11 protein-coding genes are annotated in these 12842 nt (G+C 70.6%); 3 read left to right on the top strand and 8 right to left on the bottom strand.

The features are described 5' to 3' along the window. Positions 1-82: 82 nt before the first annotated feature. The 4 genes from FHG10_RS17085 to FHG10_RS17070 all read right to left on the bottom strand — a co-directional run bounded on the left by FHG10_RS17085 (position 83) and on the right by FHG10_RS17070 (position 4497). Positions 83-1063: a glycerophosphodiester phosphodiesterase gene (locus FHG10_RS17085; protein WP_152354572.1), complete on the bottom strand. Its 981-nt coding sequence runs from the start codon at positions 1061-1063 to the stop codon at positions 83-85. After that, on the bottom strand, positions 1063-2457 hold the full coding sequence (locus FHG10_RS17080) for an ABC transporter substrate-binding protein (RefSeq protein WP_152354571.1): 1395 nt from the start codon (positions 2455-2457) through the stop codon (positions 1063-1065). Before FHG10_RS17080 ends, FHG10_RS17085 begins: the two co-directional genes overlap by 1 nt. Positions 2458-2551: 94 nt before the next feature. Continuing rightward, positions 2552-3460: a carbohydrate ABC transporter permease gene (locus FHG10_RS17075; protein ID WP_152354570.1), complete on the bottom strand. Its 909-nt coding sequence runs from the start codon at positions 3458-3460 to the stop codon at positions 2552-2554. Next, positions 3457-4497: a carbohydrate ABC transporter permease gene (locus FHG10_RS17070; protein ID WP_152354569.1), complete on the bottom strand. Its 1041-nt coding sequence runs from the start codon at positions 4495-4497 to the stop codon at positions 3457-3459. Before FHG10_RS17070 ends, FHG10_RS17075 begins: the two co-directional genes overlap by 4 nt. A gap of 478 nt (positions 4498-4975) precedes the next feature. Here FHG10_RS17070 and FHG10_RS17065 point away from each other — a divergent pair, with 478 nt between their 5' ends. The 3 genes from FHG10_RS17065 (at position 4976) to FHG10_RS17055 (ending at position 8439) form a co-directional block, all read left to right on the top strand. Beyond that, positions 4976-6061 (top strand): LacI family DNA-binding transcriptional regulator, encoded by a 1086-nt coding sequence (locus FHG10_RS17065; protein WP_152354568.1) that lies wholly within the window; start codon positions 4976-4978, stop codon positions 6059-6061. A gap of 175 nt (positions 6062-6236) precedes the next feature. Next, entirely contained in the window at positions 6237-7334 is a 1098-nt protein-coding gene (locus FHG10_RS17060) for a type I restriction endonuclease (protein ID WP_152354567.1), read from the top strand. Between the two features lie 304 nt (positions 7335-7638). Next, complete coding sequence (locus FHG10_RS17055; RefSeq protein WP_152354566.1) at positions 7639-8439, top strand: ABC transporter ATP-binding protein; 801 nt, start codon at positions 7639-7641, stop codon at positions 8437-8439. Positions 8440-8453: 14 nt separating this feature from the next. On the opposite strand, the gene FHG10_RS17050 is transcribed toward FHG10_RS17055, so the two are convergent. From FHG10_RS17050 to FHG10_RS17035, 4 genes are read right to left on the bottom strand one after another with little or no spacing between them, the layout of a single operon-like run. After that, the gene (locus FHG10_RS17050) at positions 8454-9317 is read right to left on the bottom strand and encodes an ABC transporter ATP-binding protein (protein WP_152354565.1); all 864 of its coding nucleotides are present in this window, start codon (positions 9315-9317) and stop codon (positions 8454-8456) included. Further along, entirely contained in the window at positions 9314-10519 is a 1206-nt protein-coding gene (locus tag FHG10_RS17045) for a FecCD family ABC transporter permease (protein ID WP_152354564.1), read from the bottom strand. The genes FHG10_RS17050 and FHG10_RS17045 overlap by 4 nt, the downstream gene beginning before the upstream one ends. Further along, positions 10516-11715: a FecCD family ABC transporter permease gene (locus FHG10_RS17040; protein WP_193636370.1), complete on the bottom strand. Its 1200-nt coding sequence runs from the start codon at positions 11713-11715 to the stop codon at positions 10516-10518. The genes FHG10_RS17045 and FHG10_RS17040 overlap by 4 nt, the downstream gene beginning before the upstream one ends. Beyond that, entirely contained in the window at positions 11712-12689 is a 978-nt protein-coding gene (locus FHG10_RS17035; RefSeq protein WP_152354563.1) for an ABC transporter substrate-binding protein, read from the bottom strand. The genes FHG10_RS17040 and FHG10_RS17035 overlap by 4 nt, the downstream gene beginning before the upstream one ends. Positions 12690-12842 lie beyond the last annotated feature (153 nt).

Here is a 12842-nt window from a genome sequence, read left to right as displayed (position 1 = left end):
CGGTCCCGCCGCGCACGCCGTGGGCGGCTGGAGGTACCGCCGAGCCGGGCGGGGAGTGGTGGCTTGACCGGAGAGCACGGCGTCAGCGGGCGAGTGCCGACTGCTCGAGGGCGGTCGCGTCCAGCACTGCGCGCGCCCAGGCCGGATCATCGGTGGTGAGGGTGTCGACGCCGATCTCGGCCGCGAAGACGACCGCGTCCGGGTCGTTGAGCGTCCACGCGTTCAGCGCCATCCCCTCCTCCTGCGCACGGATCACGTCGTGCTCGCGCAGATTGGTGAGGGTGAGACCGAAGGTGCGCGCGCCGATCCGGGTCGCGTACTCCCAGTCGTCCTCCGTGGGCGTCTTCGTGATCAGGCCGATCGCCTGTCGCGGCGCGACCTCGCGCAGCGTCTCGAGCACCTCGCGCAGGAACGAGATCACCACGACCCGGTCCCTGCCCGACGGCCCGACCAGCGCATGCGACGCCGGGGCGCCGCCGGGCCCCTCGTCGGCCGACGGAGTCCCGTCCGCGACCGACGACGGAGACCCGTCCGCGAGCGACGACGGGACCGCGGCGCCCGCCCCGCTCCCGGCCGCGGCGCGGGCGAGCAGCAGACGCGCGACGGGCTCGGCCGCCGCGGGGGCCTTTACCTCGAGCAGGAGCGGGACCTGCGCGTCCGCCGCGAGGTCGAGCACCTCCTCGAGATACGGCACCTTCTGACCCTCGACGATCGAGTCGCCGGCCGTTCCGGCGGACCCGTCGGACCCGGCGGATCCGCCCGCCCCGGCGAGCCCGACGGGCGCCGCCTCGTGCCCGATGCCCTCGCGTCCGCCGCCCACGCGCACGTCGGCCAGCTCGGCGGCGGTGAGCTCGGCGATCGCACCCGAGCGGCGGGGCGAGTCCTCCGAGACGGTGCGGTCGATGCGGGCGTCGTGCATGACCACGAGGCGCCCGTCGGCGCTCAGGTGCACGTCGCACTCGAGCACATCGGCGCCGTCGGCGATCGCGCGGTGGAAGGAGATCAGGGTGTTCTCGGGCAGGACGTCCTTCGCGCCGCGGTGCCCGACGATCAGCGGAGGCATCAGCCGAGCACCTTCTCGATGTCCTCGCGATTGTCGTCCAGGACCTCCTGGAGCTTCGGGGCGAGGGCGTCGAGCACCGGCTTCGCCTCCTTGTTGTCGCCGTAGACCTGGGCCATCGCGGCGGCGATCTCGGTGACCGCGCCCTGGAACCAGTTCGTGCGGTCGGCCGTGTGGGCGTTCTCCAGCTGGTCGAGGGCGACCTTGAAGTTCGGGTCCTCCTTCACGAGGTCCTTGACGATCTTCGTGTCCTTGGCCGCCTTCACGATCGGCACGTAGCCGCTTCCCTTGTGCCACTGCGCGGAGTTCTCCGGCTCGGCGAGGAAGCGGAACAGCTCCGCGCAGGCGTCCTGGCGCTCCTTGGAGTCCGAGCGCACGATCGAGAGGCCGCTGCCGCCGGTGGGCACCTTCGTGGGGGCGTTGACCTGGCCCAGCATGAACGCGGCGCCCACCTCGAAGTCCGCCTCGTCGGTGAAGCCGCGCAGGGAGGCTGTCGAGCCGCGGGTGCCGGCGGAGATCCCGGTCGTGAAGTCCGTGCCGGAGGACTTCGCCATGTACGCGAACTCGTCCTCGTGGATGAACTTCCGCTGCCACTCGAGCCACTCCACGCCCGGGTCCTGGTCGATCGTGACCTCGAAGTCCTTCGAGTTCTGGCCGCCGAAGGCCCAGATGTCGGCCTGTCCGAACCACTCGTCGGCGGAGCTGAAGGTCATCGCGGCCATGGGCTTGCCGTCGACCTGGACCTTCGTGATCTCGGGGGCGAACTCGGCGAGCTCGTCCCAGGTCTTGGGTCCCTCCTCGGGCAGCCCGAGCTTCTTGTACAGCGTCTTGTTGTAGTAGTAGAGCGGGTTCGAACGGGCGAAGGGCACCACGTAGGTGCTGCCGGCAGCCTTGCCCTCGCCCACGTAGTTGGGCAGGTAGACGTCGAGGTTCCAGTCGTCGTCGAAGTAGTCGTCCAGCGGGGCGAGAGCGCTCGAGAAAAAGAACTGCAGCCACTGCATCTCGGGGAAGCAGACGATGTCCGGTACGGCCTTGGCCTGCAGGGACGCCGTGAACTTCTGGTTCAGGTCCGCGTAGGAGCCCTGGGACTCGCTGATCGCGACGATGTCGTCCTGGGACTCGTTGAACTTCGTGAACAGCTTCTGGACCTCGGCGTAGAGGTTCCCGGTGAAGGGTGCCCAGAACAGGATCGCGGTGCGTCCCTTGTACTTCGCGGGGATCTCCATGTCGGCCTGCGAGAAGCCGTCGCGCACGGGCTCCGAGGCGTCGTCGGAGCCGCCGGGGGCGCCGCAGGCGGCGGCGCCGAGGCCCACTGCCCCGAGGCCGAGGCCTGCCAGGAGGGAGCGCCTGCTGGGAGCGGCCAGGCGACGGGACGGGGTGAGGAGCGAACGGGACATGGCAGGGCCTCCAGGAGTGCGGGGGTGGGTCATGTGCGGTTGGGTCGACGGATGGGTGCGAGCGGGGACGGGCGGGACGAGCGGGACGGGCGGGTCATTTGAGCGCCCCGGCGGCCATGCCGCCGATGATGCGGCGCTGGGCCAGGAAGAACAGGAGCAGCATCGGGGCGGCCGCGATGACGGTGCCCGCGAGCAGCGCGCCCCAGTTCGTGTAGCCCTCCTGGCTGCGCAGGAACAGCAGGCCGATGGGCAGGGTGCGCATCGAGGCGGTCGAGGTGACGATCAGCGGCCACACGTACTCGTTCCACTTCCCGACCAGCACGATCAGGGTCGCGGTGAGGATCATCGGCCAGCTCATGGGAACGACGATGAGCACCATGCGGCGCAGGTGGCCGGCGCCGTCGACCTCGGCGGCCTGCAGGATCTCCGGGTCGATCGTGCGCATCTGCTGGTAGAGGAGGAACATCGCGAACGCCGATCCGATGCCCGGCAGGATCAGGCCCTGGTAAGTGTTCAGCCAGCCCAGGTTGCCCACGGTGATGTAGTTGACGATCAGGGTGACGTGGCCGGGCAGCATCATCGAGCCGATGAGGAACAGGAAGAGCAGGCGCTTGATCCGGAAGTGCACGAACGCGAAGGCGTAGGCGCACAGGATCGCGTTGAACATCTCCAGCGCCGTCCCCACCGACGTCGTGATCACCGAGTTCACGAGGAACCGGTCGAAGGGCGCGGCGTTCCAGGCGGAGGAGAAGTTGTCCAGGTGCAGTGAGGTGGGGAACCACTTCAGCGGCCAGGAGTAGATGTCGGAGTTCGACTTCACGGCCCCGCTGAACAGCCAGTAGATCGGGACCAGGAACACCAGCAGCGAGGCGATGACGAGGATGGTCAGCACGATCGTCTGCCAGAGCGGCCGACGGACGGCGCCGGCGGTGCGGTCCTCCTGGCGGCTGCGGCCGGGGAGCAGGCGGGAGAGCGGGCCCGGGGTGCGCGCGGTGGTGGTCATGACGCGTAGTTCACCTTCTTCTCGCCGAAGCGGACCTGCATGAACGTGAGCACCAGCAGCAGGACCAGCAGCACCGTCGCGGCGGAGGAGGCCTTGCCGATGTCGAACTTCTGGAAGGCCTCCTCGTAGATCATCCAGCTGAGGGTGGAGGAGGAGATCCCGGGGCCGCCGCCGGTGAGGATCGAGATCAGGTCGAAGGCCTGCGCCGCCGCGATCACCCCCGTCACCGACAGGAAGAACGTGATGGGGCTGAGCAGCGGCAGCACCATGTGGCGCAGCATCTTCACGCCGTGGGCGCCGTCCAGCGAGGCCGCCTCGAGGATGTCCTTGGGGAGGTCGAGGATCGCCGTGTAGTAGATGACGGTGACGAAGCCGAGGCGCTGCCAGAGGTAGGCGACGGTGACCGCGGCCAGCGACCAGTCCGAGGTGGTCGTCCACTGCGGCGAATCCATCCCCACCAGGTTGAACAGGAAGCGGGAGAGGCCGAAGCTCGGATCGAACATGAACAGCCAGAGCATGCCGACCGCGGCGCCCGGGAGCATGTGCGGAGCGAAGGCGAAGGTGCGCACCAAGCCGGTGAACGGCACCTTCGTGGCCAGCAGCGTGCCCAGCAGCACGCCGCCCACGAGCGATCCGACCACGGTGACCGTGGTGAACACGAGCGTGTTCAGCATGACCGACCAGAACTCCGGGTCGGTGAACAGGTCGATGTAGTTCTCGAGCCCCACCCATTCGGGCATGGGCGCGACCAGGTCCCAGTCCATGAAGCTCAGCACGATGTTGTAGATCGCGGGCCAGTAGGAGAAGACGAGGATCGCCGCGAGGTTCGGCAGGATCAGCAGGCAGAACAGGAGCGCCTCGCGGATCGTGCGCCGGCGCCGCACGGGGCTCATCGGCCGACGGCGCAGCGGCGGCCGGGACGCGGCCCGCCCGGCGTCGGTCCCCGTCTCCCCGGCGTCCGGGGTCGTGGGGGCGGGCGGTGTGAGGACGGCGGACCGACCGGCCGTCGTGGCGGGGACAGCGGCGGAGGAGGACATGCGGGGCTCCTCGGGATCAGGGGACGAAGAGGGGTCTCGACGCGCCTCGCGGATCGCTGCGGAGATGCCCTGGAGGATGCGCGCCGTGCGTCGGCGGGCCGGTCCGGAGACCTGCTCCAGGGCGCTTCCGGAGGCGGGCTCCGGGGCGAGGCGATCTCACCGTAGGAAGGGCCGGGAGGTCGGGCAATGTTCGCGAACGAGGCGTGACGAGGCGGTGGCCTGGACATGGAACGCCAGGTGAGAGCGCTCCCAAAGGCGAGGTGAGGGGGTCGCGGGCCCGGGCGGCGCCCGGTTCGGGGGCCGACGTCGGCCGGGGTTCACGCAGAGTTCCGGAGACGTTGAGGCGAACGCCCCGCGCCCGTCGCGAGCGCTCCGCGGACCGGTTCCGTGGTGTCACCCGGGCGCCATGTGGCCGTCGTGGAGCTGTGATGGGGGCCGTGCAGAATGCCGTCGACCCCTCTCCTCCGGAGGACAGAAGATGCCGCCCTCGCCGTACCAGTCGCAGGATCCAGGACAGCCCGCGTGCACGTCGGCCGTACCTGCGCGCCCCACCTCGACCATGGACGACGTGGCCCGGCGTGCGGGCGTCTCGCGCTCGACGGTCTCGCGGGTCTTCCAGCCCGGCTCGAGCGTCTCGGAGGACGCGAAGATCCGCGTGCACGAGGCCGCGCGGGAGCTCGGCTACGTGCCGAACCTGGTCGCGGGCGGGCTCGCCGGCGGGCTCACCCAGCGCACCGTGCTGGGGCTCGTCGTCCGCGACGCCACGAACCCCGCGTACGGCCTGCTCATCGGCTCCCTGCAGGCCGCGGCGCAGGAGCGCGGACGCCACCTGATCAGCGTCTCCGCCTTCCCCCACGAGTACGGGCCCGAGGAGGTGGTGGGACTGCGGCGGCTCGTCGGCATGCGCGTGGCCGGGGCGTTCGTCGCCACCGGCGTCACCCCGCCCGAGGACATCGTCGCCGCGAACGCCTCCGTGCCGGTGATGATCGTGGGCCGCCCCAACGATGATCCGCGCTTGGAGTCCATCAGCTACGACGAGGCAGCGCACGGCCGCATGATGGCAGATCGCATCCTCGCCCTCGGCCATCGCCGCGTGGGGCTGCTGGTCGCGCCCGTCCTCTACTCGCGCGTGTTCGATCTGCGCATGCGCAGCGTGCGGGAGCGGCTGCGCGAGCACGGGGCGACGGTGCGCGAGATCGACCTGCTGCCCGTGCGGGCCGGCGTCGCCAGGGCGCTCGATGCCGCGGCCGACGCGGACCTGAGCTGCATCGTCGCCCCCGTCGACTATGCGGCGCTCGAGCTCATGCGCGCCGCCCGCGCCCGCGGGGTGCGCATCGGCGAGGACGTCCATCTGGTCGGCTTCGACGGCATCAGCGACGGGCTCGACCTGCTGGGCCTCACGACGATCCGCCTGCCGATCGAGGCGGTCGCGCGCGAGGCCGTGGAGCGGATGGTCGAGCTGACGGACGCGGGGGAGCACGGGGCGGGGGCCGACGGGCACGCGCGGCACGTCCTGCGCGTGGGCGCCCTCGTCGAGGGGGCCTCGCTCGGGCCCGTCGGATGACGCGCCCTCACGGGCACGGTTCAGGACGCGGCCGTCCAGGGATGATGCGCTGCAACCGCCCATGAGGCGATTTCTCGGATTCGTCCCCCTCGGGCCCGGGGAAGCCGCAAGATGTGCTCATGCGCAGTGCCGCGCATGCAGGTCATGCCTGCTTCAGCGTTTTCAGGAGCAATCCATGAGCTTTGAGGAAGCGATCGCCGATCTGGCGTCGAAGATCCGCACGCAGTCGGCGTCCATCCAGACAGAGGAGGCGACCAAGAACGCGTTCATCATGCCCTTCATCTCGAGGGTTCTGGGGTACGACGTCTTCAATCCCCTCGAGGTGGTCCCGGAGTTCACCGCAGACCACGGGACGAAGAGGGGGGAGAAGGTCGACTACGCGATCATGAAGGAGGGCGAGGTCCAGATCCTCATCGAGTGCAAGCGGATCGGCGACGCCCTCGACATCAAGCACGCCTCGCAGCTCTTCCGGTACTTCTCCGTGACCAACGCACGCATCGGCGTGCTCACCAACGGCCAGGTCTTCAACTTCTACACGGACCTGGACGCCCCGAACATCATGGACGAGCGTCCTTTCCTGGTTCTGGACATGCTCGAGATCGACGAGACCACGCTCCCGGAGCTCAAGAAGCTCACGAAGGAGACCTTCAACCTCGACTCGGTGATCAGCTCCGCGGAGGAGCTGAAGTACGTGGGTGCGCTGAAGCGCCAGGTGGCCGAGGAGTTCCGGGACCCCTCACCCGAGTGGGTCAAAATGCTCTTGGGGAGGGTCTCGGATCGGCGCGGGACCGTGGACAACATCCGTCAGTTCACCGAGCTCACCGAGAAGGCGACGCGGCAGTTCCTCAAGGAGCAGGTGAATGCGCGCCTCAAGACCGCGCTCGGGGACACCGAGCCCGCAGTCCCCGACGCCGCGGAGGCCGCGGCTCAAGGGACGGGCGAGGGCGCTCCCGAGGTCGAGGCGCCTGTCAAGGGCGACGTGGTGACCACTGAGGAGGAGCTCGCGGGATATCAGGTCGTGAAGGCGATCGCCTGCAGCGAGGTGAAGCCGCAGCGGGTGACGCAGCGAGACTCGAAGTCCTACTTCGCCGTCCTCCTCGACGACAACAACCGCCGCACCATCGCCAGGCTCTGGTTCAACGGGAAGAGCACGAAGCACATCGGACTTTTCGACGAGAACAAGGTCGAGACCCGTCATCGCATCGAGGGCGTCGACGACATCTATGCCCACGCGGAGACGATCCGAGAGACGGTGCGCCGCTTCACGGCGTGACGCCGCTCGATCTCAGGGCGGAGGATCGACGAGTCGTGAGGGGGAGCGTGGGAATCTCACGCTTCCCCTCACCGAGCGCATCGATGACTGGTCGGAGGGCACGTCCCCACCCGCATCGAAAGGCTCTGCCGCCGCGTCCTCGCGCCCAGGGATTGACGGGGGCCGTCGTCCACGGGCGATGCCTGACAGGATCGGACGGCACTGCCCCATCGGCGGGCGGAGCCGCAGCATGCTTGGCAGAGGGTTGGCCGACCGCGTCCGCCCGTCGGCCCGCCCGCCGAGCGATCTCGTCCCGAGGAGGACCATGACCACCGCCCCCGTTGCCCCCGTCCTCTCCTTCGAGGACGTCACCTTCCAGCGGTCCGGAAAGCTCATCCTGCCCGGCGTGACCTTCGCGATCGGCCGGGGCGAGCACTGGGTGATGCTGGGTGCGAACGGCGCCGGCAAGAGCACGATCCTCAGCTTCGCGGGCGGCAACGCGCATCCCACGAGCGGGACCGTGCGGATCCTCGGCGACCAGGTGGGACGCGTCGAGCTGCGCGCCCTGCGCGAGCGCATCGGGCACGTGGACCCGCGCCACAAGGTGCGCTCGCCGCTCACGATCGAGGAGGTCGTGCTCACCGGCTTCACGGGCACCGCCGAGAAGATGATGCGCTGGGAGCCGGAGCCCGCGCAGATCGCCCGCGCTCGCGAGCTCATGGAGATGCTGGGGCTGGGTACCAAGCGCGGGTCGATATGGCCCACGCTCTCCCAGGGCGAGCGCGGTCGCGCCCTCATCGCCAGGGCCCTCGTCACCGATCCCGAGCTGCTGCTCCTGGACGAGCCGACGACGGGCCTGGACGTCGCCGCCCGCGAGCAGCTCATGGAGACACTCGAGGTACTGCCCCGCACCCACCCCGGTCTCACATCACTGCTGGTCACCCACCATCTCGAGGAGATCCCGCCCACTGTCACGCACGCTCTGTTGCTGCGCGACGGCGTGGCCAGCGCGCAGGGCCCGATCCGGGACGTGCTCAGCACCGAGGCGGTCTCCGCAGCCTTCGACCATCCGATCGCGGTGCGCCACGAGGACGGCCGCTGGAGCGCACGCTCGATCCGCAGGTGATCCCGCCTCGCCGGTCACGAGGACGAGGGGCGCGGCACGACGAGCGGCCGGCCCGTCGTGGGGTCCTCGATGACCACCGAGGGCAGGTCGAACACCTCCTCGACGAGACGCGGCGTGATGATCTCCTGCGGTGCGCCCTCGGCGACGATCCGGCCGTCCCGCATGGCGATGATGTGGGTGGCGAAGCGGCACGCGTGATTGAGGTCGTGGAGCACCGCGACGATCGTCCGCCCCTGGGCGTTGAGCCGCGCGCAGAGCTCGAGCACACCGATCTGGTGCGCGATGTCGAGGTACGTGGTCGGCTCGTCCAGGAGCAGGAGGTCGGTCTCCTGCGCGAGGACCATGGCGATCCAGGCGCGCTGGCGCTGCCCGCCCGAGAGCTCGTCCACGAGGCGCGTCGCCAGGTCCCGCGTGCTCGTCGCCGCGAGGGCGGCCGCCACGGCCGCGCGATCCTCCGGCGTGTTGCGGGAGAACGCGCCGCGATGGGGGAACCTGCCGCGTGCCACGAGGTCCCCGACCCGGATGCCGTCGGGCGCGATCGAGGACTGCGGGAGCAGGCCGAGCCGCGTCGCGACCGCGCGGGGCGACATCGAGCGGATGTCCTTCCCGTCCAGCACGATGTGCCCGGAGCTGGGCTTGAGCAGGCGCGACATGGACCGCAGGAGCGTGGACTTCCCGCAGGCGTTCGGGCCGATGATCACCGTGAAGGAGTCATCCGGGATCTGCACGTCGAGGGTCTCGATGACCGTGCGCTCGCCGTAGCCGATGCTCGCCCCGCGCGCGGCGAGCCGCGAAGGCGCGGCCCCGGATGCGGCGCGCGCCGGTGGGAGGGTGTCGAGCTCCGCCGCGCTCGTCGTGCCTGTCTGCCCGGCGTTCATCGCAGGTGCTTCCTTCCTTCGGAGATGAGCAGCCACACGAGGTAGATGCCGCCGACGCACACGGTGACGACGCCGACGGGCAGGGGGCTGGTCGGGTTGATGCGCTGCGCGACGTAGTCGCTGACGATGAGCAGCAGGGCGCCCATGAGCGCCGCCGGTGCGATGGCCATGCCGTGCGAGCGCGTGAGGCGCTTGGCGATCTGCGGGGCGGCGAGGGCGACGAAGGAGATCGGTCCCGCGACCGCCGAGACCAGCGCGACGGCCGTGATGCCCGTGAGCATCAGCGCGAGCCGGGTGCCCTCCGCCCGCACCCCCAGGGCCGACGCCGATTCGTCGCCCATCTCCAGGATGTGCATGCGCTCGGCGAGGACGACGCAGGCGGCGCAGAGCGCGACCACCGTGATGATCGTGGGCCGCATCTGCTCCCAGGAGACCCCGTTGAGCGAACCCGCGCCCCAGACCGCGACGCGCATGGCGTCCTCGATCTCCGCGTGCAGCACCAACCAGGTGTTGACCGCGGAGAGCATGGCGGAGACGCCGATGCCCACGACGATCAGGCGGAACCCCTGGATGCCGCGTCTCCCGGCGCCCTTCGTGATGGACAGCAGGTAGACCACGAGGGCGGTGGCCGTGCCGCCGATCAGCGCACCGGCGGCCGTGCCCAGGTACGAGCCGCCCAGCAGCAGGATCACGATGAGGGCGCCCGTGTACGCGCCGGTCCCGAAGCCGATCACGTCGGGACTGCCCAGCGGATTGCGGGTGAGGGACTGGAAGATCGCGCCGCCGATGCCGAGAGCGGCCCCGAGCAGCAGCGCCATCAGCCCGCGCGGCAGGCGCCACTGCTGGACCACCAGGACCGTGCCGCCGTCCCCGGCGCCGAACAGGGCCGGCACCACCTGTCGCACGGGGATCATGAGGTCGCCTGTGCTGACGGCGAGGACGAGCATCGCCATGCAGGCGATCAGGATCGCCAGGCACACGCCGAGCGTGCGCAGCGGGAGGGGGACGTGGCCCCGTCCGAGGGTCGGGAGCCTGAGCGTGCGCGGCGCCCTGGGGGCCGTCTGCCCGCTGCGGCTCTCCTGCCCACTTCTCTCCTGCCCGCTGCCGTTCTCCTGCTCACTGCCGCTCTCCTGCCCACTGCCGCTCGGCGGAGCAGGGGAGGCCGATGGTGGGGAGGTCTGGGCGATGCTGCGTGCGGTCATAGGGTCGACACCGCCTTCGAGCGCACCATCGCGATCAGCACCGGGGCGCCGAGGAACGCGGTGACCACGCCGACGGGGAGCCCGCCGGGAGCGGCGATCCGTGCGACCACGTCGGCCGCGAGCAGCAGCACCGGCCCGCCGAGGGCCGATTGCGCCAGGATCCACCCCTGGTTCGGTCCCGTCGCCCAGCGCACCACGTGCGGGACCATCAGGCCCACGAAGCCGATCGGGCCGGCGATCGCAGTCGCCGCGCCGCAGCACAGGGTGATGCCGAGGATGCCGATGGCGCGCGCCCGTCCGAGCCGCACCCCGAGGGTCGCGGCCAGGTCGTCGCCGAGAGCGATCGCGTTGAGCGAGCGCGCGGTCAGCATCGCCGCCAGCAGGCCGACGACGATGAACGGCACGGCCCGCAGGGCCGGTCCCAGTCCTCGCACGGACAGCGAGCCCGCCGCCCACGAGCGCATGGCGTCGAAGGCCGCGGGATCGAGCAGGGTGACCGCGGTCGTGAAGCCGGAGGCGACGGCCGCGAAGGCCACGCCGGAGAGCGTCAGCCGCACCGGATCGCCGCCGCTGCGTCCGGCTGCACCGATCGCGAGCACGGCCACGGTGGCGATCAGCGCACCGGCCAGCGCCAGCCAGAGCTGGCCCGCCATCCCGGCGATGCCGAGCAGTGAGGTCCCGGCGGCGACGGCGAGGGCGGAGCCCGCGTTCACGCCGAGGATCCCGGGGTCCGCCAACGGGTTGCGCGTCAGCGACTGCACGAGCGCTCCGGCGACGGCCATGGCGGCGCCGACGACGAGGCCGCCGAGGGTCCTGGGGACCCGCGAGCCCCACACCACGCGTCCGTCGACCGTGGCCTCGTCGTGCTCCAGGAGCGAGCGCAGCACCGTCCCGGGCGGGATCTGCCGGTCCCCGATGCACAGGCTCGCCAGGAGCGCGAGCCCGAGCAGCAGCAGGAGGCCGACGGCGAGCAGGAGCCGGCCGGTGCCGCCCACCCGGATCGGCTCGTCGGTGTCGAGCCCGGTGTCGGCGTCGGTGTCGGCGTCGGTGCCGGCGCCCAGGACCGCCGTCGCGTCCTCGGTCCCCGGCGGCGTCGCGTCCTCCGTCCCCGACGGCGACTCCTCGGGCAGTTCGGCCGGACCCCCGGGGGCGGCGACCTGTCCGCGAGGTGCGGCCGTGCCGGCGGACGGGCTCACTTGACGACGTCCTCGGCCTTCTCCAGCACCTCTGCGAGGTCGTTCAGCCACGTCGTCTGCACGGTGTAGGAGTACGCGCGCTTGTCGTCCCAGCTGCCCACCTGGTCGGCCTCGACGGCGGGGAGCGAGGTCCACAGGGGGTTCTCCTCGTAGCCGGTCGACGTCTCGGCGAGGAGGATGACGTCGGCGTCGTAGTCGCTGATCTTCTCCCAGGTCGACGTGGCCCAGGCGCTGTCCTTCGGGGCCTCGGGGCCCACGAGGTTCAGCCCCAGGTCGGCGAGCATGGTGGTGACGCCGAGGGTGTCGCTCGTGTAGATGTCGTCGCCGGCGATGTTCAGGGCCATCACCGTCAGCCAATCCTTCTTCTCCTCGGCGACCGCGCGGACGCGCTCCGTCGCGGCATCGAAATCCTTCTTGGCCTGCTTCTGCTCCGGGGTGTCGACATCGGCGCCGAGCGCCTTCGCGACGCCCGTGTAGCGGTCGATCATCTCCTGGGGCGTGCCGCTCATGCGGACGGGCAGGAACGGTGCGACCTCGGAGACCTGCGTGGTCACCTTCTCGTCCCACCAGGTCCAGCCGTCGCCCTTCTCGTTGCCGACCCCGATGACGAGGTCGGGGGTCGCGGCGGCGAGCTTCTCGAGGCTGAACTCGGCATCGAGGCCGATGATGTTCTCCTTCTCCAGGTCCAGGTCCCCCTGGCCGCCGGCGCCCTTGCCGAAGCCGAAGACTCCCGCGAAGGTGATCCCGAAGGGCTGGAGAGCGGCGGCCGAGTAGATGTCGGCGACGATCTTCTTCGGCGTCTGGTCGAGCTCGACGGTCAGGCCGTCGTACCCCTCGGGCGAGTACGAGAAGGCCCCGGAGCCGGCGCCGCCCCCGTCGCTCGCCGATGAGCCGGAATCGGCTGCGGTCGACGAGCAGCTGGCGAGGGCGAGGAGACCGGGGATGGTCAGAGAGAGGAAACCACGACGGCGCATGCGGAGACTCCTGGGGACGGACGGACGGACGGCCGGACGGACGGCCGGCGGCGGGGCGGGCACGTGCGAAGAGGACGGGGGATGGGGGATAGGCGGGGAAGCGATGACTCATGCGGAGACAAGGCAAGGCTTGCCTATTTGGCTCGAGGCTAG

It is taken from the genome of Brachybacterium subflavum, assembly GCF_009299795.1.
Classification (GTDB): Bacteria; Actinomycetota; Actinomycetes; order Actinomycetales; family Dermabacteraceae; genus Brachybacterium; species Brachybacterium subflavum.
This window is presented reverse-complemented; position numbering and strand designations above follow the sequence as displayed.